Annotated in this window: 22 protein-coding genes; 5 read left to right on the top strand and 17 right to left on the bottom strand. The window is 72.6% G+C overall.

Going from position 1 to position 22,304, the window contains the following annotated elements; translation table 11 throughout:
* Positions 1-109: 109 nt before the first annotated feature.
* Complete coding sequence (locus IF47_RS0117025) at positions 110-289, bottom strand: hypothetical protein (protein WP_031509658.1); 180 nt, start codon at positions 287-289, stop codon at positions 110-112.
* A gap of 201 nt (positions 290-490) precedes the next feature.
* Between IF47_RS0117025 and IF47_RS30760 the strand changes: the two genes are divergently transcribed.
* Entirely contained in the window at positions 491-631 is a 141-nt protein-coding gene (locus IF47_RS30760; protein ID WP_157839992.1) for a hypothetical protein, read from the top strand.
* 63 nt (positions 632-694) lie between these two features.
* On the opposite strand, the gene IF47_RS0117015 is transcribed toward IF47_RS30760, so the two are convergent.
* Positions 695-1,366: a response regulator gene (locus IF47_RS0117015; RefSeq protein WP_031509657.1), complete on the bottom strand. Its 672-nt coding sequence runs from the start codon at positions 1,364-1,366 to the stop codon at positions 695-697.
* Between the two features lie 228 nt (positions 1,367-1,594).
* Between IF47_RS0117015 and IF47_RS0117010 the strand changes: the two genes are divergently transcribed.
* The gene (locus IF47_RS0117010) at positions 1,595-1,912 is read left to right on the top strand and encodes an SCO4225 family membrane protein (RefSeq protein WP_037732786.1); all 318 of its coding nucleotides are present in this window, start codon (positions 1,595-1,597) and stop codon (positions 1,910-1,912) included.
* A gap of 33 nt (positions 1,913-1,945) precedes the next feature.
* Here IF47_RS0117010 and IF47_RS0117005 read toward each other — a convergent pair whose 3' ends face one another.
* The 6 genes from IF47_RS0117005 to IF47_RS0116980 form a co-directional block, all read right to left on the bottom strand.
* Entirely contained in the window at positions 1,946-3,958 is a 2,013-nt protein-coding gene (locus tag IF47_RS0117005; protein ID WP_157839991.1) for a sensor histidine kinase, read from the bottom strand.
* A gap of 287 nt (positions 3,959-4,245) precedes the next feature.
* Complete coding sequence (locus IF47_RS0117000; protein ID WP_031509654.1) at positions 4,246-6,672, bottom strand: ATP-binding cassette domain-containing protein; 2,427 nt, start codon at positions 6,670-6,672, stop codon at positions 4,246-4,248.
* A gap of 119 nt (positions 6,673-6,791) precedes the next feature.
* Positions 6,792-7,208, bottom strand: a complete 417-nt coding sequence (locus IF47_RS0116995) for a VOC family protein (protein ID WP_031509653.1) — start codon at positions 7,206-7,208, stop codon at positions 6,792-6,794.
* Between the two features lie 10 nt (positions 7,209-7,218).
* A complete protein-coding gene (locus IF47_RS0116990; RefSeq protein ID WP_031509652.1) occupies positions 7,219-7,638 on the bottom strand; it encodes a helix-turn-helix domain-containing protein in 420 nt (139 codons plus the stop codon).
* Between the two features lie 182 nt (positions 7,639-7,820).
* Positions 7,821-8,270: a hypothetical protein gene (locus tag IF47_RS0116985; RefSeq protein ID WP_051717801.1), complete on the bottom strand. Its 450-nt coding sequence runs from the start codon at positions 8,268-8,270 to the stop codon at positions 7,821-7,823.
* A 244-nt stretch (positions 8,271-8,514) separates the two neighbouring features.
* The gene (locus tag IF47_RS0116980; protein WP_031509650.1) at positions 8,515-8,883 is read right to left on the bottom strand and encodes a nuclear transport factor 2 family protein; all 369 of its coding nucleotides are present in this window, start codon (positions 8,881-8,883) and stop codon (positions 8,515-8,517) included.
* Between the two features lie 359 nt (positions 8,884-9,242).
* Between IF47_RS0116980 and IF47_RS0116975 the strand changes: the two genes are divergently transcribed.
* Positions 9,243-9,521 carry a metal-sensitive transcriptional regulator gene (locus tag IF47_RS0116975; RefSeq protein WP_031509649.1) on the top strand — a complete coding sequence of 93 codons (279 nt, stop codon included), beginning with the start codon at positions 9,243-9,245 and terminating at the stop codon, positions 9,519-9,521.
* 151 nt (positions 9,522-9,672) lie between these two features.
* Here the strand turns inward: IF47_RS0116975 and IF47_RS0116970 are convergent, their stop codons facing one another.
* The 6 genes from IF47_RS0116970 to IF47_RS0116945 form a co-directional block, all read right to left on the bottom strand.
* On the bottom strand, positions 9,673-9,939 hold the full coding sequence (locus IF47_RS0116970) for a metal-sensitive transcriptional regulator (protein ID WP_031509648.1): 267 nt from the start codon (positions 9,937-9,939) through the stop codon (positions 9,673-9,675).
* A gap of 44 nt (positions 9,940-9,983) precedes the next feature.
* Positions 9,984-10,352 (bottom strand): thioredoxin, encoded by a 369-nt coding sequence (gene trxA, locus IF47_RS0116965; protein WP_031509647.1) that lies wholly within the window; start codon positions 10,350-10,352, stop codon positions 9,984-9,986.
* Between the two features lie 151 nt (positions 10,353-10,503).
* Complete coding sequence (locus tag IF47_RS0116960) at positions 10,504-11,370, bottom strand: sulfite exporter TauE/SafE family protein (protein ID WP_031509646.1); 867 nt, start codon at positions 11,368-11,370, stop codon at positions 10,504-10,506.
* 7 nt (positions 11,371-11,377) lie between these two features.
* A complete protein-coding gene (locus IF47_RS0116955) occupies positions 11,378-11,962 on the bottom strand; it encodes a rhodanese-like domain-containing protein (protein ID WP_031509645.1) in 585 nt (194 codons plus the stop codon).
* Positions 11,959-13,356 carry an MBL fold metallo-hydrolase gene (locus IF47_RS0116950; RefSeq protein WP_037732794.1) on the bottom strand — a complete coding sequence of 466 codons (1,398 nt, stop codon included), beginning with the start codon at positions 13,354-13,356 and terminating at the stop codon, positions 11,959-11,961. The genes IF47_RS0116955 and IF47_RS0116950 overlap by 4 nt, the downstream gene beginning before the upstream one ends.
* A 593-nt stretch (positions 13,357-13,949) precedes the next feature.
* Positions 13,950-15,494 (bottom strand): PucR family transcriptional regulator, encoded by a 1,545-nt coding sequence (locus IF47_RS0116945; protein WP_037732793.1) that lies wholly within the window; start codon positions 15,492-15,494, stop codon positions 13,950-13,952.
* A gap of 124 nt (positions 15,495-15,618) precedes the next feature.
* Here IF47_RS0116945 and IF47_RS0116940 point away from each other — a divergent pair, with 124 nt between their 5' ends.
* Positions 15,619-16,926 (top strand): MFS transporter, encoded by a 1,308-nt coding sequence (locus tag IF47_RS0116940; protein ID WP_031509642.1) that lies wholly within the window; start codon positions 15,619-15,621, stop codon positions 16,924-16,926.
* 28 nt (positions 16,927-16,954) lie between these two features.
* Positions 16,955-18,568 carry an amidohydrolase gene (locus tag IF47_RS0116935; protein WP_031509641.1) on the top strand — a complete coding sequence of 538 codons (1,614 nt, stop codon included), beginning with the start codon at positions 16,955-16,957 and terminating at the stop codon, positions 18,566-18,568.
* A 161-nt stretch (positions 18,569-18,729) separates the two neighbouring features.
* On the opposite strand, the gene poxB is transcribed toward IF47_RS0116935, so the two are convergent.
* From poxB to IF47_RS0116920, 3 genes are all read right to left on the bottom strand, one after another.
* Positions 18,730-20,466 carry a ubiquinone-dependent pyruvate dehydrogenase gene (gene poxB / locus IF47_RS0116930; RefSeq protein ID WP_031509640.1) on the bottom strand — a complete coding sequence of 579 codons (1,737 nt, stop codon included), beginning with the start codon at positions 20,464-20,466 and terminating at the stop codon, positions 18,730-18,732.
* Between the two features lie 310 nt (positions 20,467-20,776).
* Positions 20,777-21,688 carry an SDR family oxidoreductase gene (locus tag IF47_RS0116925; protein ID WP_031509639.1) on the bottom strand — a complete coding sequence of 304 codons (912 nt, stop codon included), beginning with the start codon at positions 21,686-21,688 and terminating at the stop codon, positions 20,777-20,779.
* A gap of 232 nt (positions 21,689-21,920) precedes the next feature.
* Positions 21,921-22,277, bottom strand: a complete 357-nt coding sequence (locus tag IF47_RS0116920) for a VOC family protein (protein WP_031509638.1) — start codon at positions 22,275-22,277, stop codon at positions 21,921-21,923.
* Positions 22,278-22,304: the final 27 nt, after the last annotated feature.

The raw sequence follows: 22,304 nt of genomic DNA, 5'->3' as shown, positions 1-22,304 counted from the left end.
CCCGGACGCTCGCGGTGCGCACCGGTCGCGAGACGCTGACGGCGCTGCGGCGGCTGGTGGCGGCCCGCCCGCCGGACGGTCCGCATGGTGCCGTGGCCGCCTTCACCGGTCACGGGGCCGTCCTGCGCTCGACGAGCCGGATGGTGTCCCGGGCGGAGGAGGGGCGGCTGGACGACGTCGCGGCCGAGGCCAGGGCCGCGCTCACGGCCCTGCGGGAGGTGGCGGGAGCCCTGCGGCCGGACCCGGAGACCGTACCGGGGACCGCCCCGCTGCCGACCGCTGCCGACATCGGCGACCTGTGCCGCGCCCGACGGGCGGCCGGCCGGCACGTGACGCTGCACGCCCCGCCCGAGGCGGTGGCCGAACTGCCCGCGGCGGTCGGACTGTCGGCCTTCCGCCTCGTGGAGGAGGCGCTGGGAGCGGGGGACACCGGCGCCGCCCGAGCCGTACTGGAACGCTCTCGGAGGAACTCGCCGTCACCGTCACAGGTGTGCCGGCGGCTGCCGCGGGACCGGTCGCCGAACTGCTGCGGCTGCGCTCCGAGGCGGCGGGCGGACGTGCCGATCCGGACCCCACCGGGGTGGTGCGGGTACGGCTGCCGATCGGACCCGACCGGCCGGCGGACCGGTAGCGCGGCGCGTCGGGACCCGGCGGCAGCGCCGACCGCCGCCGGCTCGCGCGGTCGGGAAGTCCGCTACGCGGTCGGTGTGGTGCGCGGCCTGATCAGACCGGTGTCGTACGCCAGGATGGTGGCCTGGACCCGGTCGCGCAGCCCCAGTTTGCGCAGCAGGGCGTTCACATGCGTCTTGACCGTTCCCACGGACACCCCGAGCCGCTCGCCGATCTCGGCGTTGGTCAGCCCCGAGGCGACCAGGAGGAGGACTTCCCACTCGCGGGGCGTGAGCCGATCCAGCGCTCCGGTGGCCCCGGGAGGGGCGGGTGCGCCGTGGGCGAAGGTGGAGATCAGACGGCGGGTCACCGTCGGGGCCAGTACGCCCTCGCCGGAGGCGACCACCCGGATCGCGGACAGCAGGCCGTCCGCCTCGGAGTCCTTGAGAAGGAAGCCGGAGGCTCCGACGCGCAGCGCCTCGAAGACGTAGGCGTCCAGATCGAAGGTGGTCAGCACCAGGACCCGGGCCGCCCCCGCGCCGTCGATGATCAGCCGGGTGGCCGTCAACCCGTCCATGCCGGGCATGCGGATGTCCATCAGCACCACGTCGGGCCGCACCTCGGCCGCCAGCGCCACGGCCGTGGCACCGTCACCGGCCTCGCCGACCACCGACAAATCCGGTTCGGCGTCGACGATGGCGGCGAAGCCCGCACGGACCACGGCCTGGTCGTCGGCGATCAGCACACGGACGGCCATGAGGCCCACTCCTCGTCTGGTGGCCGGTCCACCCTCCGGCCGGCGCCGTGTCATCTTTCCACGTCCCGGGTCTCCCCGGTCACGTGCTCACCGGTGAACCACGGCGTGCGCACCGCGTGGTGACCGACCGCGTGGTGACCGATGGCGTCGAACCGGCGGTCACCCCCGTGCCGTACGGCGCCGGTAGCCTGTACGGCACCGAGCCGGCGGGGGAGTGGGGGAGGGCACATGAACGTCGTACGGCGCGCCCTGGCGGCGGTGGCCGGAACGTGGACGGCGCGCGGCTACCTCGCGCTGTGCGCCGCCCTGCTGCTGTGGACGCTCTTCGACGCGGCCTTCGTCCACCACGAGGACGCCTCGTTCGCCGGCGTCTTCCCCCTGTTGGCCACCGCGCCGCCGAGCCTGTTGATGATCTCCGTGCTGCCGTGGGAGGGCACGGCCTTCTACCTGTCGGTCTGCGCGGTCTCCGCGCTGATCAACGCCGCCGTGCTGAACTGGTGCGTGCGGGCGATGCGGCGATTCCGGAACCCTGCCGAGGGAAGTTGACGCCGCGTCACCGCCCGTCTCCTCTCTCGCTCATCACCGTGCGGCCGGCATCTCCCGCGCCGCCGCCTCGACCCCCTCGCCCGCACCTCTCTCGCCGGGTCCGTGCAAGCCGGCCGGCAACTCCCGCATGGCGGCCAGCGCCGCGCGGGCCTCGGCCGCGACATCCTCCAGCCGTCCCTCCTCGGCATGACGCACCACTCGGCCCGCCCGCTCCATGACGGCCTCACGCAGCCCGACGGCGACGTGCTCCCGCTGGGCCCGCGCCGCACGGGCCGCGTCCCGCAGCACCTCGGCGACCTCGGCCCGCTCCCGGGCCGAGGTCCGGGAGCGACGGCCGCGCACGGCGGCTCCCGCCCGCCAGACCACCGCGAACAACGCGGTGACGGCGGTGACCGCCACCGCCGTCGACAGCGGGTACGCCACCGGCCCGAACCGGTGCGGCAGCAACTGCCCGGCCGCCGCCGTCGCGCCGATCACCGCGCCCAGGACGCAGCCGGCGACCGGTACGACCCACCACGCCCGCCGACCGCGCCGCCCGTGGGCCGCCACGGTGTACACCATCGCGGCCTCCACCGCCACGCCCGCCCACAGCGCCGGCACCAGCGGGGCGGGCAACACGCCCCGGAGAGCGGCCACCGGCCACAGCGTCGCCGACGCCAGAGCGACCGCCAACGCCACCGACGGAGCGTGCCGCCGCCACAGCAGCGGCAGGGCGTGGACGGACATCAGCAGCAGGTACAGCGTGTCGGCCTGCGGACTGTGCGGCTCCCTCCCGTCCGGGACGCTCATCAGCGCGGGCACCAGCGGGTTGAAGAAGGCCACGAGCGCGACCATCACCTGGGCCACCCGCCGGCTGTCGGGAAGCCGCGGACGCCTGCCCGCCGGGGACGCGCCGGGGACGGGCAGCTCGGCGCGCACCCGCCACCCGCCGTCGGGCCGTGACCCGGCCTCCAGGCGTCCACCGGCCGTCTCCACGCGCTGGCGCATCCCCGCCAGCCCACGCCCGGACCCCAGACCGCGCACCGCGCCACCGTCCGCGCCACCGTCCGCGGTGCCGTCACCGCCGGCGGGAGCGCCGTTGTCGACGACCACCTCCAGGACGCCCCGGTGGTGCCGTACCCCGACCCGGACGTCGGCGCCGGGCGCGTGGCGCAGCGCGTTCGTCAGCGCCTCCCGCACGACGCCGAAGACGGCCTCGCCCGTCGGTCCCGACAGGTCCGCCGACAGCTCCACCCGCACTGACCTGCCCAGCCTGCCGAAACCGGCGGCCAACTCCTCGATCCGCCGTCGCCACACCCGCGACGGCTCCCGCCGGAGGTCGTCCATCACCGCCACCAGTTCGCGCAGCGCCGACAGCGTCGCACGGCCGTCGTCGGCCGCGGTCCGCAGCGCCTCGGCGGCCAACTCGGGCCGGGAACCCCCGAGTCGACGCGCCGCCTCCGCCGAGACCACCACCGAGGTCAGATGGTGGGCGCCGACGTCGTGCAGCTCACGGGCCAGCCGGTGGCGCTCGTCGTCGGCCGCCCGCAGCCGGGCCCGCTCGGCCTCGGCCAGCCGGGCCGCGGCGGCACGCCGCGCCGCCAGCAGACGTCGCCGGCTCAGTCCGGCGCCCAGGGCGGCGACCTGCGGCACCACGACCAGCAGGAAACCGACGCCCCCGCCGGCGCCGTGCAGACCGGAGAGCCACACCAACTGCCAGCACAGTTGGGTCACTCCGGTGATCACGGCGGTGGTCGCGTCGTGCCGCACCGCCACCGTGTACAGGGCGACGGCCGTCCCGACGGCGGCGAACACGTCCAGCGCACCGGGGAAGGACACGGCCGGCGCGGTGGCCGCCACGGCGGTGACGCCGGCCAGCACATGGACCGGGGCCCGTCGGCGCCAGGCCAGCAGGACCACCGCCACCGCCATGGCCAGCAGTCCCGCCCCCACCGGCACGGGACCGGTCGCGCCGGGGTGCCGCAGCGCGTCCAACGGCCACCACAGTAACTGCGCGGCGGCCAGGGCCGCCGGCGACAGCCAGTCGCGCGCGGCCCGGGATCGCACGATCCCGGGCCACACCGACCACGGACGCACGGCCCGCGCGGTGCGCGGGCTCGCCGGTCCGGGGGACGTTCCGGGGGACGTTTTGGCGGACACCGAACCTCCGAGGGGCAGCGGGACGTTCACGGGGCGGCCACGGACGGGGACCGGCGGGATGCGAGGGCGCGCCACCGGCCGATGTCGAGGCCGGGCGCCGGCACCGTCCCCGGGCTCCGCTCGGGATGCTCCCCCGTCCGTCCGACCCCGAGGACGCCCTCGTGGACACCCCACGGTGTCCACGAGGGGCCCGATCAGGCGCCGACGTAGGCCGCGAGGTGCTCGCCGGTGAGGGTGGAGCGGGCGGCGACGAGGTCGGCGGGGGTGCCCTCGAAGACGACCCGGCCACCGTCGTGCCCGGCGCCCGGGCCGAGGTCGATGATCCAGTCGGCGTGCGCCATGACCGCCTGGTGGTGCTCGATGACGATGACCGACTTGCCGGAGTCGACGAGCCGGTCGAGCAGGCCGAGCAACTGCTCGACGTCGGCCGGGTGGAGGCCGGTGGTCGGCTCGTCGAGGACGTATACGCCGCCCTCGTCTCCCATGCGAGTGGCCAGTTTGAGCCGCTGCCGCTCACCCCCGGAGAGCGTGGTGAGCGGCCGGCCGAGGGTGAGGTAGCCGAGTCCGACGTCCTCCAGCCGCCGCAGGATCCTGTGCGCCGCGGGGGTGCGCGCCTCGCCGGCGGCGAAGAACTCCTCGGCCTCGGTCACCGACATCGCGAGCACCTCGCTGATGTCGAGGCCGCCGAGGCGGTACTCCAACACCGATGCCTGGAACCGCTTCCCCTCGCACTCCTCACAGGTGATGGCGACGCCGGCCATCATCGCCAGATCGGTGTAGACGACGCCGCTGCCGTTGCAGGTCGGGCAGGCGCCCTCGGAGTTGGCGCTGAACAGCGCCGGCTTCACGCCGTTGACCTTCGCGAACGCCTTGCGGATCGGATCGAGCAGCCCGGTGTACGTCGCCGGGTTGCTCCGCCGGGAGCCGCGGATCGGCCCCTGGTCGATCGACACCACACCCGCGTCGGCGGGGAGCGACCCGGGTAGCAGCGAACTCTTTCCGGAACCGGCGACCCCGGTGACCGCGACGAGCACTCCCAGCGGGATGTCGACATCGACGTTCCGCAGGTTGTGCGTGTTCGCGCCACGGATCCGGAGCGCGCCGGCGGGCTCGCGCACCGTCTCCTTGAGGGCGGCCCGGTCGTCGAGATGGCGGCCGGTGAGGGTGCCGTGGGCCCGCAGCCCCTCGACGGTGCCTTCGAAGCAGACGGTGCCGCCCGCCGTGCCGGCGCCGGGACCGAGGTCGACGACGTGGTCGGCGATCGCGATCACCTCCGGCTTGTGCTCCACGACGAGCACCGTGTTGCCCTTGTCCCGCAGCCGCAGCAGCAGACCGTTCATCCGCTGGATGTCATGCGGATGCAGGCCCGCGGTGGGCTCGTCGAAGACGTAGGTGATGTCGGTGAGCGGGGAGCCGAGGTGGCGGATCATCTTCACCCGCTGCGCCTCGCCGCCCGACAGCGTGCCCGAGGCCCGGTCGAGCGAGAGGTAGCCGAGGCCGATCTCCACGAAGGAGTCGAGGGTGTTCCGCAACGTGGTGAGCAGCGGCGCGACCATGGGGTACTTCCCGCTCGACGAGCCCGGAGAAGGCTCGTCGAGGCCGCGGATCCAATCGGCCAGGTCGCGGATCTCCATGGCGCAGGCGTCGGCGATGCCGACCCCCTCGATCTTCGAGGACCGGGCGGCCTCGCTGAGCCGGGTGCCCTCGCAGTCGGGGCAGACGGTGAAGGCGACCGCCCGCTCCACGAACGCCCGGACGTGCGGCTGCATCGCCTCCTTGTCCTTGGACAGGAACGACTTCCGTATTTTGGGGATCAGTCCCTCGTAGGTGAGGTTGACGCCCTCGACCTTCACCTTGGTCGGCTCTCGGTGGAGGAAGTCGTGCATCTCCTTCTCGGTGAACTCGCGGATCGGCTTGTTCGGGTCGAGGAAGCCCGACTCGGCGTAGAGCCGCACGGTCCAGAAGCTGTCGGACTTCCAGCCGGGGATGGTGAACGCGCCCTCGGCGATCGACTTGGAGTCGTCGTAGAGCTGGGCGAGGTCGATGTCGGAGACCGTGCCCCGCCCCTCGCAGCGGGTGCACATGCCGCCGGTGCGGGTGTAGGTCGCCTTCACGGCCTTCTTGGCGCCGCGCTCGACGGTGATCGCGCCGCTCGCCCGGACCGAGGGGACGTTGAAGGCGAACGCGGCGGGCGGGCCGATGTACGGCTTCCCGAGCCGGCTGAAGAGGATGCGCAGCAGCGCGTTGGCGTCGGTGACGGTGCCGACCGTGGACCGGGGGTTGGCGCCCATCCGCTCCTGGTCGACGATGATCGCGGTCGTCAACCCTTCGAGTACGTCCACCTCGGGCCGGGCCGGTGTCGGCATGAAGCCCTGCACGAAGGCGCTGTAGGTCTCGTTGATCAGCCGCTGCGACTCCGCGGCGATCGTGCCGAACACCAGCGAACTCTTGCCCGAGCCGGAGACTCCGGTGACCACGGTCAACCGGCGCTTCGGGATCTCGACACTGACGTCCTTGAGGTTGTTCACACGCGCTCCGTGCACGCGGATCAGATCGTGGCCGTCGGCAACGTGCGGTGTGGGCGTCCGCGTGTCCGTGCTCGTGCTCGTGACCGTGCTCATGGTGTCTCCAACTACCGGGTGAGTGGTTCCGATGGGATCAGTGGCCGTCCGCGGTCGGTGACCCGACGGTGACGGTGGGGCGCCGGATCGTGGTGGCGCCCGGTGTGCGGAACCGGAGCTCACCGCCGACGGGGCTGGGTGAAGCGCAGCATGTTGCCGGAGGGGTCGCGGAAGGCGCAGTCGCGGACGCCGTACGGCTGATCGACCGGCTCCTGCAGCACCTCACCGCCCGCGGCGCGGACGCGCTCGAAGGTGGCGTCGCAGTCGTCGGTCGAGAAGATGACACCGCGCAACAGGCCCTTCGCCAGCAGTTCGGCCATGGCCTGCCTGTCGGCGGGAGAGGCGTTCGGGTCCGCGACGGGCGGTTCGAGGACGATGTCCACACCGGGCTGCGCCGGTGAGCCCACGGTCACCCAGCGCATCCCCTCGAACTCGACGTCGTTGCGCACCTCCAGGCCGAGGGCGTCCCGGTAGAAGGCGAGTGCCTTGTCGTGGTCGTCGACGGCGATGAAGCACTGTGAGAGCTTGATGTCCATGTGCCTCACGCTACGGGCGGGGCATGGGTTTCGCTTCTCCGTTCCTGACCGGTCGCGTGTGGATCTTGGCGACGCAGGCCGGGACGGCGGCGCCCTCGTCATGACGGCGGGCCCGGTACGAGCTCGGACTCTCGCCGACCAACTCGGTGAACCGTGAACTGAACGACCCCAGCGAGGTACAGCCGACCGCGAAGCAGACCTCCGTCACCGTCAGGTCGCCCCGCCGCAGCAGCGCCTTGGCCCGCTCGATCCGGCGCGTCATCAGGTAGCCGTAGGGCGTCTCGCCGAAGGCGGCGCGGAAGCTGCGGGAGAAGTGGCCCGTCGACATGAGGGCGAAGCGCGCCAGCGCCGGAACGTCGAGCGGCTTCGCGTAGTCGCGGTCCATCAGGTCACGGGCCCGGCGCAGCCGGACGAGGTCCTCCAAGGTCACGCGACCACCATCCCACAGCGCCGGCGCCGCCGTGGCGGAGTCGGCCGGACCCGAACGGTCCGGCCCCGGACACACCTCGCCCGCGGCGACCGGCACGGGTACCGATCGCCGCGGGCACGGCACGGAGAGGCCTCAAACACCCGTGGTGGTGTCGAGGGGAGCTCTGTGAAGGGTGGCGGGGCTCACCACCACGCGGTCCGGTGCTCGGCGTTGGTTTCCGCGCACGACGAGTGCCTGGTGATGCACGCGCGGAACGCGCGCGTGCTGCTGGACGACGTGGGGTACCCGTGGGTCCACTTGATACCGCCCGCCGAAAGGTTCCAGACCGCGGCCCAGGTGTCCGAGGCGTCCACCTTGCGGTCTCCGTTGAGGTCGACCTCGAAGATGAGGTTGTAGCCCGCCTTCGGGTTCACCACCCGCCCCCAGCCGTACTGGACTCCCCCGTAGCTCCCGTGGCGGACCTGGATGCTGCCGGCCGGGGTCTCCTTGGCCACGGCGGTCACCGGGTTCTTGATGCTGTGGACCTGGTCCGGAGTGATCCAGCCCGCGGCGGCGGCCGGGGTGGCCGTCACTCCCACGATGCCGGCGAACGCGGCGGCGGTGGCGAGGGCCCCGAACATGCGCTTGCGCACGATGCTCCTCCTTGTCGTTCCGGGGTTGCTCTCGGTTGTTGCTCGCTGCCAGTCTGTGAGGGCCGGACGAGTGGGGCGAAGTCGTTTCGGCCTGGGCCGAAAGCCCCGAACGGAGCGACACGGACGCGAGGCGTCACACGCCGTGGCGGATGCCGCGCCCGGGAGGACGGGGGCGGGTGGAATTGCTCCCCCACGTCGGCGTCGCCGGCTTCCGATCGGCACGCCGCTCGACGAAGCGTGGTCGTCAGGCCGCCGGGGCGCGGTCCAGGAAACCCTGCACGGAGATGATGCGTCCGTCCTCGGCGAGGGTGATGACGTCGAAGCCGGCAGCGGGTGAGGAACCGTCGACGGTGGACACCAGATCCCATGTGAAGCGGGCGATGTCGTGGTGGCCGTCCACCTCTCCGGTCATCCGGAATTCGAAGCCGGGGAACTGCTCGTGCACCGCGGCGATGACGGCCGCCACCTGCTCGTGGCCGTGGGCCCGGACCAGGGGGTCGGTGTATGTGCCCTCCTCGGTCCAGGCCCGGGCGACGGCCTTGGCGAGGTCCTCGGCGTCGAGGGTGTTCCAGGCGGCGAAGTAGCGCTCGACCGCGCTTGCGTATGCGTTCACGGGTGTTCCCTCCACAAGATGTCGTCCTGCCGCCGCATCGGTGCGGCGACAGGACAACCCTGTGGCAGATCGCCTCACGGGTCGATTACCCGTGAGGTCATCGGAGGCCCCCGTGGGGGTGGGGCGCAATCGCGGACGCGGTCGCGAGGCCGTGGCGGCCGAGCCGTCGATCATGTGACATGTGCGGCATCGGCCCGCGCGCACTCCATCGCCCTCGCGTGCGTTGGTGTCCGCCTCCGGGCCGTGGGCCACACCTCGGTGAACCTTCCCCGACCCGGCCTGACCGAGAGATGGAGGGCCGGGGCGGAGACGCTCCCGGCGCGGTGGCATACGCTGCGATGTGTCGTGAAGGAGGACGAGTGGACCTGGACATGGCGGCCGATGAGTTGAAGAGCGTGCTCAATCGGCTGCGACGGGCACAGGGGCAACTGGCCGGGGTCATCAGGATGCTCGAAGAGGGCCGGGACTGCGAGGACGTGATCACCCAGCTCGCCGCGGTCTCACGTGCGCTGGACCGGGCCGGTTTCGCGATCATCGCCACGGGGCTGCAACAGTGTCTGGCCGACGGCGAGCAGCCGGTGGGCGACCGGGAACAGCTACGGGCCCGGCTGGAGAAACTCTTCCTGTCCCTGGCCTGAAGGCTCTGCCCTCCGTCGCCCTCGGTCGTTCTCGGTCGTTCTCGTTCCGAAGGACCGAGCCGAAGGGCAGGGCCGCCCAACCGGAAGTGGGGCCGCCTGAGCGGCGGCCCCACGGGCGAACACCCGTCGTGGAGGGTGTTCGGCGAGAAGGTCAGGAGAGGGAGAGGAAGAGTTTCTCCATCTTCCGTGTGTCGAGGCTGTCGACACCGCCCTCCTGGGCCAGGCACTGCTTGAGGCCACTGGCGACGATGGCGAAACCGGCCCGGTCCAGCGCGCGGTTGACCGCGGCGAGCTGGGTGATCACGTCCTCGCAGTCCCGGCCCTCCTCCAGCATGCGCACGACGGCGGCGAGCTGGCCCTGGGCGCGCTTGAGCCGGTTGGCGGCCGACCGCACCTGGTCGGCGGGGAGCTGGACCATGGGGTGTTCCTCTCACGGAGGGCCGGTCGGGGACCGGCCCGTGGTCACTGACCGGGGTTCTGGGCGGCGATGGAGGCGCGGACCTCGTCCATGTCGAGTTCGCGGACTGCGGTGATCACCTGGTCCAGGGCCTGGGGCGGCAGGGCGCCGGGCTGGGCGAAGACCAGCACGCCCTCGCGGAAGGCCATCAGGGTGGGGATCGAGGTGATGTTCGCGGCGGCGGCCAGCGCCTGCTCGGCCTCGGTGTCGACCTTGCCGAAGACGATGTCGGAGTTGGCCTCGGAGGCCTTCTCGTAGACCGGGGCGAACATCCGGCACGGTCCGCACCAGGAAGCCCAGAAATCGACGAGGACGATGTCGTTGTCGGTGACGGTCTTCTCGAAGTCGGCGGCGGTCAGGGTGACGGTGCTCATGGGACGTCCTCTCGGAGCTGTCGGTTGATACCCCCTGGGGTACTGAACACCAGGGTGGTGTGGAACATTCCACCGGTCCGCCCGCCCATACGCCGGTACCCCGGCGCACCGAACCTCTCGGCGCGCCGGGGTACCGGCATATGGGCGGGCGCTACGAGCCGTGGACGGCGCGCCGCAGGGGACAGCGGGGGACGAGGCCGTAACAGAGACCGGCGCCCGCGCCGAGCGAGGCGAGCGCGGCGGCGACGGGAAGCCGCAGGTCGGCAGGGGCCTGCTGGAGGAGGGTGAGGGCGCCCATGGCCAGGACGAACCAGGCGAACACCCGGGAGAGGGCGGCGGCGGGGACGCGTTCGGCCAGGCGGGCCCCGACGAGGCCGCCGACGACGGCGGCGGCGGTGACGGCCAGGGTGAGCGTCCAGTCGATGGGGACGGTGGTGAGGTAGCCGGCGAACCCGGCGGCGGACTTCATGGCGATGACCAGCAGCGAGGTGCCCACGGCCACCGGCATGGGCAGCCCGCCCAGCAGGGCCAGGGCGGGGACGACCAGGAAGCCTCCTCCCGCGCCGACCAGACCGGTGACCAGGCCGACGGCGGCGCCGTCCAACAGGACCCGGCCCACCGGGAGCCGCCGGTGGGCGTGCTCGGAACGCACGGTGCGGCGACCGCGGAGCATGGCGGCGGCGGTGACGATCATCATGGCCGCGAACGCGATCAGCAGGACGGCGTCGGGGAGATGGCCTCCGAGCAGGCCGCCGGCGTAGGCGCCGGCCATGCCGGCCGCCCCGAACAGCACACCGGTGCGCCAGCGGACCCGGCCGCCGCGGGCGTGGCCGACCACGCCCACGGCGGAGGTGACGCCGACGACGAACAGGGAGGTGGCGATGGCCTCCTTGGCGTCCAGCCCGGCGACATGGACCAGCAGCGGCACGGTCAGGATCGACCCGCCGCCCCCGAGCAGGCCCAGGCTGACGCCGACCAGCAGCGCCAGAGCCAGGACCAACAGAAGCGTCGGCGTCACGGGGCGGTCACCTGCCGCTGTCGGCGAGCCGGGCGATGGCCTGGCGCGGGTCGACGGCCTTGGGACGGTTCCAGGGCATCTTCGACAGCGCCACGCCCATGGCGCAGGTGTTGGAGACGGCGGCGAAGACCAGCCCGCCGCCGACGAACGCCGACAGCGCCTGCAGGCCGGGGACGGCGAAGCTGCCGAGCGCGCCGACAAGGACCAGGGAGCCGGCGACCAGGCGGACCTGGCGCTCCATGTCCCAGCGCTCCTGGCCGTAGTTGGTCGGGGCGCCGGACTTCTCCCAGGCGGTGATCCCGCCGGCCAGGACGGTCAGACCGGGCCGCCCGGCCTCGGCGAGGGCGCGTTCGGCCTGACCGGCACGCTGCCCGGAGCGGCACACCAGCACCGTGTCGTCGTCCAGGAGCCGGGCGATCTCCTCGCGGTGCTCGCGCAGGATGTGCAGCGGGATGTTGAGGGAGCCGGGTATGTGGGCGGACTCGAACTCGGCGGGGGAGCGCACGTCGAGCAGCCGCGGCGGGGTGCCCGAGGTCAGCTTCTCGCGCAGGGTGGCGGCGCTCAGGTCGCGGGGGGTGGTGGGGGCGGTCATGCGGGGATCTCCTTCTGGTTGTCGGTGTTCTCGGGGGTGGGCACGGCCAGGCCCAGGTCGTGGGCGGTGTCGAAGCCGTCGTCGACGGCGACGACGTCGCGGCCGTGGGCGTGGAGCAGGGCGGCCGCGATCGAGGCGCGGTAGCCGCCGGCGCAGTGGACCCAGACCCGGCCGCCGGGGACCTCGTCGAGACGGCCGAGGAGGTCGTGGAGGGGGATGTGGAACGAGCCGGGGATGCCGGCCCGTTCGCGTTCCTGGTTCCGCCGCACGTCCAGGACGACGAGGCCGTCGTCGCCCTTGTCGAGGGCGGCTTGGAGGTCGGCGAACGAGGCACGCTCGAAGGCGGCGAGGGGCTCGCCGCCGGCCCAGTCCTCGGGGGTGCCGGTGGCCATGGCGGCGGGGCGGTCGATGCCGATGCGGACCAGCTCGCGCTGGGCCTCGGCGACCTGCTCGGGGCTCTCGCCGAGCAGGGTGAGGGGGGTGCCCCACGGGATCAGCCAGCCCAGGTAGGTGACGAACTGCCCGTCCAGGCCGAAGTTGAGACTGCCCGCGAGGTGACCCGCGGCGAAGGCGGTGCGGTCGCGCAGGTCCACCACCCACTCGCCGGCCTCGATGCGGCGCCGCAGCTCGGCCGGGTCCGCGACGGCGGGGGGAGACAGGTCGGGGCCGTCCGGGCCGGCGGCGTTGGCCGGGCCCATGTGGGCGTAGTAGGCCGGGTAGGCGTCCAGACCGGCCAGCAGCCGCTCGACGTAGGTCTGCTCGTCGGCGGTCAGCGCGGCGTTGGTCCGCTTCTCCTGCCCGATGGTGCTGGACACCCCGGTGGCCTGGGTCGCGGAGCAGAACGAGCCGAAGCCGTGGGTGGGCCAGACGGCCGTGTCGTCCGGCAGTTCGGCGGCCAGTCGGTGCGCCGAGCGCCACTGGGCCCGCACCAGGGTGTCGGTGTGCTCCGGACCGAGCAGGTCCGGCCGACCGGTGGTGCCGTACAGCAGGGAGCCGCCGGTGAACACCGCGATCCGCTCGCCGTCGGCCTCCAGTACGTAGGACAGGTGGGTGTGGGTGTGACCGGGGGTGTGGATCGCCCGTATCCGCATGGTGTCGCCGACCTCGACCGTCTGGCCGTCGCGTATCGGGGTCCGCTCGAAGGAGACCTCGTCGTCGGCGTTCACCAGGTAGGCCGCGCCGACCTCGCGGGCGAGAGCGAGGCCGCCGGTGACGTAGTCGTTGTGGATGTGGGTCTCGAAGACGTGGGTGATCCGCACCCCTGCGGCGTCGGCGAGCGCGGTGACGCGGTCGTGGTCGCGCTGCGGGTCGACCACCAGGGCCACGGAGCCGTCGTGGGCCAGGTAGGTGCGGTCGCCCAGGCCGGGGGTCTCGATGGGCAGGACGGTGATCATCGAATCTCCTCGGGGGTGGACGGGGACGTTGGGGAGGGGGCCGGTGCGGTGCTCGCCGCCGGCGCGGGCGCCGGCGGCGGGTGCCTCGGCGCATCGGTGCCGGGTGGTCTCGGAAACCATGCGGGGCTCCTGCTCGCTTGCCTGTGAAATACCCGGGGGGGTATGTCAGTGGTCAACGGTAGCAGGCCCCGGTTTATGCCCCCGGGGGTATCCGGATGTGATGTGTTTCACGGACGCGCGTTCCATCGGGCCGTCCGCCCGGCCCGTCCGCTCGTCTTGTGGGGTTGTGGGGACGGGCCGTTCCTCCGGAGGCGCGAGACCGCCTCGGCGGCGGGTGCGGAGTCCGAGCCGGTCGGACGGCACGGCTCTCCGGCGGGAGCGTGCGAGACGTCGACCCCTGCCACGAGCCCGATTCACAGGGGGTGCGGCGACCACGACCGAGACGTCGGTGCGTGCCGGAGGGGGCGTCGGTGCGTCAGGAACCGGAACCGTCTCCGCCCGCGGACCGGAAGCGGGCGCCCCGCCGCGTACGTCCCGGCGCGGTTCCCGCCCGTGCCCGCCGTGCCCCACGCGGCGGGCACGTCATCCCGGCGTCATCCCGGTGAGAGAAGGTCGTCGGCCGACAGCGCCAACCAGAGTTCCAGGCGGTCCTTCGGGTCGGCGAGCGACCGTCGACTGACCCGCTCCGCGGTGCGCAGCCGCGCGCGCAGGGTGTTGCGGTGCACGCCCAACGCGGACGCCGCGGCCTCCAGGTTGCCTCCCGCCTCCAGGTAGGTCCGCAACGACGCGGCGAGCCGGGTGCCGTTACGTCGGTCGTGCGCGTACAGCCGCCCCACCACCGCGTCGGCGAACCGGCGGACCCCGTCCGGGGCGACCGCTTCGCGCAGCAGGGTCCACGCGCCGATGTCGTCGGCGTGCACGTAGCCGTCCCCGTCGGCCGTGGCCAGCTCCGACGCGCGGCGCACCGCGGCGGCGAGTCCGGTGATCCCGTGCGCCGTGCTCGCTCCGGCGCGCAGCGCCGTGCCCGCCAACTCGCCCAACCGATCGGTCAGCCGCGGTCCCAGTCGCGGCCGGACGTCGGGCAGCACCACCACCAGCCCCGCCGGGACCGGGTGCAGCAGGACCCGCTCCTCCACCGCCGTGTCACCGATCACGTCGGTCAGCGCGTCCAGCGCGGTTCGGGCCGGCTCCGGGCCCTCGCCGTCCTCGAAACGGAACGACACGACCTCGAACGGCGGCTCCGGCAACGGGCACAGCTCCTCCAGCCGCTCCGCGCTCGCCGTGATCAGCGGATCGCCGTCCAGCAGGCCCGCGAACACCCGGGACCGCTGCTCGTGCACCTTCGCGCGCGAGGCCCGCACCCCGAGCATGTCGATGGTCAGCAGGACGGCGGCGTGGTTGCTCAACAGCCGCTGGTGTTGCCTGTCGCCCTCGGGGCAGGACAGCGCCAGCCAGCCGCGCGGCGGTCCGGACAGGCCGAGGCTCTGCACCAGCAGGTACCGCCCGCCGTGTTCGCCGGCGACCACTCCCTGCACACGCCGTCCGGAGATGTCGGTGACGAGCCGAGCGGCCTCGACGTGCCAGTCACGGTTGCCCTGGGGGCGTGACGTGGTGGGCCGACCGGCCGCGTCCATCAGCAGTGTCTCGCCGTCGACGCCGCGGGCCAGCTCGGCGAGGATCCCGCCCGGACCGGACCGCAGCGCGGCCCTGGCCATCGCCTCCTGGACCTTGATCGCGTGCCGCTCGGCACGCATCCGCTCCTCGGCGTGCCGGCGCGCCACCGCCTCGGTGACCGCGATGAAAGGCGTCCGGCCCAGCACGCCGATGACCGGGAGTCCCCGCCGGTCGGCCTCGTCCAGCACGTCGGCCGGGAGCGCGTCGAGCACCTCCGCCGCGAAGCCGATCCCCGCGCACCCGGCGTCCGAGAGCCGCCGCACGTAATCACGCCGACCCTCGGGGTCCTCCGGCAGTCCGAGGCCGACGGTCAGCACGAGTTCACCGCCGCGCAGCCATGGAACCGGGTCCATCAGCTCGGTGGCGTGTGCCCAGCGGACCGTCCGGTGCAGGCCGGAACCCCCGGCCAGCAGCTTGAGCTCCAGCCCGTCGGTGGCGAGCACATCGGCGACGGTGAGTGCCACGGACACCTCCTCGTGCTGTGCACAGCGCACTCATATGACGGGGGCAAGTGTACGGATCGCCCGGCTCTGTTCCGCTCCGGAGGGACTTAATCTGTGCCGACTTCTCGCGGCTGATGGAGGAAGCATGGCCGAGAACAATTCCCAGAGATCCCCGCGTCGGGCCGCGATCGCGTCCTTCGTGGGGACGACCATCGAGTGGTACGACTTCTACGCCTACGCCACCGCGGCGAGCATCGTGTTCGGCTCGCTGTTCTTCCCCGAGGGCACCGATCCGCTCATCGGGGTGATGGCGTCCTTCGCCACCTACGCGGTCGGGTTCTTCGCCCGTCCCCTCGGAGGCGTCCTGTTCGGACACTTCGGGGACCGCGTCGGACGCAAGGCGGCCCTGGTCACCACGCTGATGATCATGGGTATCGCGACGTTCGCGGTCGGACTGCTGCCGACCTACGCCTCGGTGGGTATGTTGGCGCCCATCCTCCTGGTGGTGCTCCGCTTCGCCCAGGGAATCGCCGTCGGCGGCGAGTGGGGCGGCGCCGTACTGATGGCGGTGGAGCACGCGCCCGAGAAGAAGAAGACGTTCTACGGCTCCTTCGCGCAGCTCGGCAACCCCGCCGGCGCGCTGCTGGCGACCGGGTTCTTCAGCCTGATGAGCAGCTTCGGCACCGACGCCCTGTACTCGTGGGGCTGGCGCGTCCCGTTCCTCGCCTCCGCGGTGCTGGTGCTCGTCGGCCTGGTCATCCGGCTGAAGGTGGAGGAGTCCCCGGTGTTCACCGAGGTCCAGCGGCAGGGCGCCTCCTCCGAACCGCCCGTGCGGCAGGCGCTGCGCACGTCGTGGCGGACGATCCTGCTGGGCATCGGTGTGCTGCCGGTGGCGGTCGGCGGCTACTACATCGTGACCACGTTCCTGCTCGCCTACTCCACCACGGACCTGAAGGTGTCCGAGCAGCTCGTCCTCAACGGACTGAGCGTGGCCGCGTTCGTGGAGCTGGTCGCGACCCTCGGGGTCTCCTGGCTCGGCGACAGGTTCGGCAAGCGCCGCGTCGTGACGATCGGCCTGATCGGTGTCGCGGTGTTGGCCGCCCCGCAGTTCCTGGTGATGGACAGCGGCAGCACCCTGTTGATCTTCTTCATGCTCGGACTGATGCGACTGGTGATGGCCGCGACGTACGGCCCGATCGCGGCGGTCCTGTCCCAGATGTTCGAGCCCCAGGCCCGCTACACCAGCATCTCGCTGTCCTACCAGGTGGCCGGTGCGATCTTCGGTGGACTCTCGCCCCTGGCCTGCACCGCGCTGCTGGCCGTGTTCGACAGCGTGGTGCCGGTGATCGCGCTGCTCGTGGCGATGTGCGTGATGAGCATCGTGTGCCTGCGGTTCGCGCCCCAGTACTCCGACACCGACCTGCTCCGCTCCACCGAGCGGACCCCGGCCTGACCGTCCCTACACACAGGAGGTTCCTTCCGTGGCGGACATCCTCGTCACCAACGCCAAGATCCTGACCATGGATCCCGACGTGCCGCGCGCCGACGCGCTGCTGGTGCGCGACAACCGCATCGCGGCGGTGGGCGACGAAGCCCCACGGCTCGCCGCCGCCGACGCCCACCGGGTCGACGCCGGTGGACGCACGGTCGTGCCCGGGTTCATCGACCCGCACAACCACCTGCTCTCCACCGCGGAGTCCCTGGCGTCGGTGGACGCCCGCTACCCCGTGGTGGGCAGCGTCGCCGAGCTCGTCAAGGCGATCGGCGAGGCCGCCGCGCGGACCCCCGAGGGGCAGTGGATCCGCGCCTTCGGCATGGACGACGCCAAGTATCCGGAGGGACGTCCGACGCGGCGACAGCTCGACGAGGCCACGGACCGGCATCCGGTGATCGTCTACCACGTGTCCGGGCACCAGGCGGTGGTCAACTCGGCCGCCTTCGCATGGCGCGGCATCGGGGAGGAGGTCGCCGACCCGACGGGCGGGCGGTTCCTGCGGGACGAGGCCGGCCGGCTGACCGGCATGGTGATCGACTCGGCGATGCAGCACCTGCTGCCGGTCGCGGTGGACATCGGCTGCCACGGCCCGAACTTCCACACCGACCTCCCCGACGAGCAGCTCCTGGGCTGGCTGTCCGACGCCGGAAGCCACTACCTGTCCGCGGGACTGACCACGATCGCCGACCCGCAGGTCTCCCGGCGGGAGCTCGTCGTGTACCGCAGGGCGCGGGCCACGGGCCGGCTGCCCGTACGGGTGATCGCCATGCCGCTGTCCCACCAGCTCGACGCGCTGTCCGCCGTCGGCCTGGCGGGGCCCTTCGGCGACGACTGGCTGAACCTGGGCGCGATGAAGTTCTACGCCGACGGCACTCTGCTGGGCGGCACCGCGATGTTCAGCGAGCCCTACGGGGAGCGCGGCGAGTTCGCCGGCAGCCTGTACTGGCAGCCGGAGCAGCTCGTCGACCTGGTGGAGCGGGCGTCGCGAGCCGGCTGGCAGGTGGCGATCCACACCCAGGGCGACCGGGCGATGGAGTACTCGCTGCGGGCCATCGAGGCCGCCGCGCGGGCGTTCGGTGACGACGACGCCCGACCGCGCATCGAACACTGCGGCTACCCCACGCCCCAGCAGGTGCGCCGGTTCGCGGGGCTGGGCGTCATCCCGGTCAACCAGCCCAACTTCCTCCACGACAGCGGTGGCGACTTCATCCGCCGGCTCGGGGACCGCGCCCACCGGCTGCAGCCGATACGCGAGGAGCTGGACGCCGGGCTGCGTCCGGTGCTGTCCAGCGACTCGTTCGTCTCCAGCCTGCGGCCCATGCACACGATCGCCAACGCCGTGCGCCGCCGCACCAGGGAGGGAGTCGAGATCGGCGCGGACCAGGCGATGACCCTCACCGAGGCGATCCGGGCCCACACCCTCGACGCCGCCTACGCGCTGCGCATGGAGGAGAAGATCGGGTCGCTGACCCCGGGCAAGCTCGCCGACGTCGTCGTGCTCGACGCCGACCTGGAGCAGGCGCCGGCCGACAAGCTCGACGACGTGAGCGCCTGGCTCACCATCCTCGACGGCACGATCGCGCACCGCGCCGCCGCGTGAGAGCGGCGCCGCCGACCGCCGGCGGACACGACGGTGTGAGGACGCCCTCGGGAGCCCGCTCCCGAGGGCGTCCTCACCCGGCGCGGCGCCGCCGGGCCCCGTCCACCGTCGGCCCCGGCCCACACGGGGCCGCGGCGCGGCCGGCGGCCCGACGCCGAGGCCTACTCCAGCCTGATCTGGCGGAGATTGGTCCTGGTGAGTTCGAGGATCTCGTCGCCGCGGCCGGAGAGGATGGTGCGAGTGGCGAAGAGGGTGAACCCCTTGAGCTGCTCGTAGGTGAGTTTCGGCGGGAGGGACAGCTCCTGTCGCGTGATGTGGACGTCGACCACCGCCGGCCCGTCGTGGTCGAAGGCGGCCCGCAGGGCGTCCTCCAACTCGCCGGCCCGTTGGACGCGGGCCGCGTACAGACCGGCCGCGCGGGCCTGCGCGGCGAAATCGGGGTTGTCCAGTCCGGTGCCGTAATGGACGATGCCCGCGGCCTTCATCTCCAGCTCGACGAACGCCAGCGCCCCGTTGTTGAAGACCACGACCTTCACCGGGAGACCCATCTGGCGCAGCGTGCTGAGTTCGCCGAGCAGCATGGCCAGCCCGCCGTCGCCCGCGAGCGCGATCACCTGACGGTCGGGGTGGCTCGCCTGGATTCCGATCGCGTGGGGCAGCGCGTTGGCCATCGTGCCGTGGTTGAAGGAGCCGACGAGCCGCCGCCGGCCGTTCATGCGCAGATAGCGGGCCGCCCACACGGTCGGGGTGCCCACATCGGCGGTGAAGGCCGCGTCGGGTGCCGCGAGCCGGTCGATGGTCGCGGTGAGGTGCTGCGGGTGCAACGGGGAGGTGTCGGGCTTGGACTGGGCCAACTTGTCCTGACGGGTGCGCACCCGGCGGTAGTGGTCGGTCATCGTCCGCGCGAAGGAGTCGTCGGTCCGGCGCTCCAACAGGGGCAGCAGGGCCTGTGCGGTGTCCTTGACCGTGCCCACCAGGGGGACGTCCACCGGTACGCGGCGGCCGATGTGCTCACCGCGCACGTCGACCTGCACCACGGACGCGTTCGGGGGGTAGAACGGGCGGTAGGGGAAGTCCGTGCCGAGCATGAGCAGCGCGTCACAGTGCTCCATCGCCCGGTAGCCGGAGCTGTAGCCGATCAGCCCGGTCAGCCCGACGTCGTAGGGGTTGTCGTACTCCAGGAAGTCCTTGCCCCGCAGCGCGTGCACCATCGGCGCCTTCAGCGCGTCGGCCAGCGCGACCGCCTCGTCGTGCGCGTCGGCACAGCCCGCCCCGGCCAGGATCGTCACCCGATCGGCCCCGTTCAGCACCTCGGCGGCCCGCTCCAGCGACGCGTCGTCGGGCCGGATGTGGGAGGAACTCCTGACCACGGGGCGTCGGGCGGCCCCTTTGGGCGCGTCGGCCAGGAACATCTCGCCGGGGATGACCAGCACCGCCACCCCGTCGCGTTCGAGAGCGGTGCGCATGGCGATCTCCATGAGCCACGGTACCTGCTCGGGGGTGCTCACCAGTTCGCAGTACACGCTGCACTCGCGGAACAGGAACTGCGGGCGGGTCTCCTGGAAGTAGTCGCTGCCGATCTCGTCCTGCGGGATGTGCGCGGCGATGGCCAGGACGGGCACCCGGCTGCGCTGGGCGTCGTACAGGCCGTTGACCAGGTGCACGCTCCCCGGTCCGCTGGTGCCGGCGCAGACCGTGAGGCGGCCGGTGACGCCGGCCTCCGCGGCGGCGGCGAACGCGGCGGCCTCCTCGTGCCGCACCAGTTCCCAGGTGATGCCCCCGTCGCGCCGCAGGGCGTCGGTGAAGCCGTTGAGGGAGTCTCCGGGCAGGCCGTAGACACGGCGCACTCCGGACGTCTTGAGAGTGGCCACGATGAGATCCGCGACGGTGCCGGCCATGCGTCTCTCCTGACTCGGGTCGCCGGGCGGGACCCCCGCTGACCCAGCTCGGCGATGGTGGGCATAGGGGCTGCGGTCGTGCGGGAGCGCGTCCTCGTCGACCGCCGCACGTCATGCCACCAGCATGGAACGGTTCGGGCCTCGCCGCACCCGCTGGTCCGGGCACGGTGGTGACGCCGGTCCGGTCCGGGCCGTGCTCGCCACCGGCCCGGTGGTGGAGACCGGGCCGGTGGCTCACGTGGCCTCCGTACCCGCGAGGCGGTCGGAACGGTCCACGCCGTGCCTCTCGCCCACCGCCCGACGGGACGGGTCAGCGAGTGTCGGTCAGCCCGCCGGTGACGGCGACGATCTCGCCCACGGTGTAGCTGGAGTCCGCGTCGGAGGCCAGGTACACGTAGGTGGGCGCGACCTCCTCCGGTTGGGCCACGCGCCCCAGCGGGCCCTCGTCGCCGAGCCGGGCCAGGCCCTCCTCGGGCATGTTCCGGTCGGCGACGTTGAGCACCGTCCAGGTGGGGCCGGGAGCGACGACGTTCGCGCGGATGCCGTCCTTGGCCAGGTGCGGGGCGATCGACTTGGTGAAGTTGACCAGGGCGGCCTTGGCGGCCGCGTAGTCGATCATGGTGTCGCTGCCCTTGAGGGCTTCTTCCGAGGCGGTCGCGATGATCGCGTCGCCCGTCTCCAGATGGGGCCGGGCGGCCTGCACCAAGTGGTAGTAGGCGTACACGTTCACCTTGAAGGACCGGTCCCAGTCCTCGAAGGAGAGCTGCGACAGGTCCAACTGGCTGTTGAGGTGGGCCGCGTTGTTCACCAGGACGTTCAGGTCCCCCAGCTCCCGCACCGTCCGCTCGACGGCCTCGTGGCAGAACGACGCCTCGGCCAGATCGCCGGGGAGCAACAGGCACCGGCGCCCCTCGGCCTCCACCGCGCGACGGGTCTCCTCCGCGTCCTCCTGCTCCTCGGGCAGGTACGCGATGGCGACATCGGCGCCCTCGCGCGCGTACAGCACCGCCACCGCCCGACCGATGCCCGAGTCGCCACCGGTGATCAGCGCCACCTTGCCGCGGAGTTTGTCCGCCGCGCGGTAACGCCCCGCCCGGTAGCGCGGCCTCGGCTCCATGTCCCCCTCGTGTCCCGGGGGTCGCTGTCGCTGCCCGGGGTAGGGCGGCCTCGGTTCCGAGACCACCTGCGGGGCACTGCCGCGGGTATCGTCGTCGTCCTGCATGTGCGGGAAGCCTCCTGACATCTGAACTGAGAGGAGCCGAGAGGAGTCGGCCTCTCGTCACCGTCTGTGGCCGGATATCCCACACGGTCATGGACAAACGGGAAGCAGCGGAGAGAAGGTGTACCGTGCGGCTTCTTGCCGTGCGCCGGAGGCACCCGCGCCGGCGCGCCGCATCCGGGCCGACGGTCGGCATGCGCGCCGGCCGCGCGAGCCGCGCACGGTCTTCCCGACGTCACCTCCTGGTCAGACAGAACGGGTGCCCGGCCGGATCGATGAACACCCGCCACCTGTCGCCGCCCGGCTGCGACTCAGGCTTGACCGCGCCCGACTCCACCAGCGGGGCCTCGGCTCGATCGAGGTCGTCGACCGCGAAGTCGAGATGGACCTGCTGCGGCACGGTCTGCTCCGGCCACCGAGGAGGCCGGTGGCCGTCGACCCGCTGGAAACCGATGACCAGCCCGTTCTCATGGACGAGTCCCGCGAAGTCGCCGTCGGACCGGTCGGCGAGTCGAAGCCCGGTGGCCCGTTGGTAGAACGCGGCCAGTGCCAACGGGTCGGCGTAGTCGAGCGTGACCGCTGTCAACGTCATCCGCGTGGGCGCATGGGCACTCCGTCT

The sequence above is a fragment of the Streptomyces megasporus genome (assembly GCF_000718985.1).
Taxonomy (GTDB): domain Bacteria; phylum Actinomycetota; class Actinomycetes; order Streptomycetales; family Streptomycetaceae; genus Streptomyces; species Streptomyces megasporus.
This window is presented reverse-complemented; position numbering and strand designations above follow the sequence as displayed.

What these genes read in the sequence shown, in the direction of transcription:
- IF47_RS0117025 (WP_031509658.1), bottom strand. Translation starts at nt 289, where the DNA reads ATGTCGGCAGCGGTCGGCAGCGGGGCGGTCCCCGGTACGGTCTCCGGG.
- IF47_RS0117015 (WP_031509657.1), bottom strand. Translation starts at nt 1,366, where the DNA reads ATGGCCGTCCGTGTGCTGATCGCCGACGACCAGGCCGTGGTCCGTGCG.
- IF47_RS0117010 (WP_037732786.1), top strand. Translation starts at nt 1,595, where the DNA reads ATGAACGTCGTACGGCGCGCCCTGGCGGCGGTGGCCGGAACGTGGACG.
- IF47_RS0117000 (WP_031509654.1), bottom strand. Translation starts at nt 6,672, where the DNA reads ATGAGCACGGTCACGAGCACGAGCACGGACACGCGGACGCCCACACCG.
- IF47_RS0116995 (WP_031509653.1), bottom strand. Translation starts at nt 7,208, where the DNA reads ATGGACATCAAGCTCTCACAGTGCTTCATCGCCGTCGACGACCACGAC.
- IF47_RS0116970 (WP_031509648.1), bottom strand. Translation starts at nt 9,939, where the DNA reads ATGGTCCAGCTCCCCGCCGACCAGGTGCGGTCGGCCGCCAACCGGCTC.
- trxA (WP_031509647.1), bottom strand. Translation starts at nt 10,352, where the DNA reads ATGAGCACCGTCACCCTGACCGCCGCCGACTTCGAGAAGACCGTCACC.
- IF47_RS0116955 (WP_031509645.1), bottom strand. Translation starts at nt 11,962, where the DNA reads ATGACCGCCCCCACCACCCCCCGCGACCTGAGCGCCGCCACCCTGCGC.
- IF47_RS0116950 (WP_037732794.1), bottom strand. Translation starts at nt 13,356, where the DNA reads ATGATCACCGTCCTGCCCATCGAGACCCCCGGCCTGGGCGACCGCACC.
- IF47_RS0116940 (WP_031509642.1), top strand. Translation starts at nt 15,619, where the DNA reads ATGGCCGAGAACAATTCCCAGAGATCCCCGCGTCGGGCCGCGATCGCG.
- poxB (WP_031509640.1), bottom strand. Translation starts at nt 20,466, where the DNA reads ATGGCCGGCACCGTCGCGGATCTCATCGTGGCCACTCTCAAGACGTCC.
- IF47_RS0116925 (WP_031509639.1), bottom strand. Translation starts at nt 21,688, where the DNA reads ATGCAGGACGACGACGATACCCGCGGCAGTGCCCCGCAGGTGGTCTCG.
- IF47_RS0116920 (WP_031509638.1), bottom strand. Translation starts at nt 22,277, where the DNA reads ATGACGTTGACAGCGGTCACGCTCGACTACGCCGACCCGTTGGCACTG.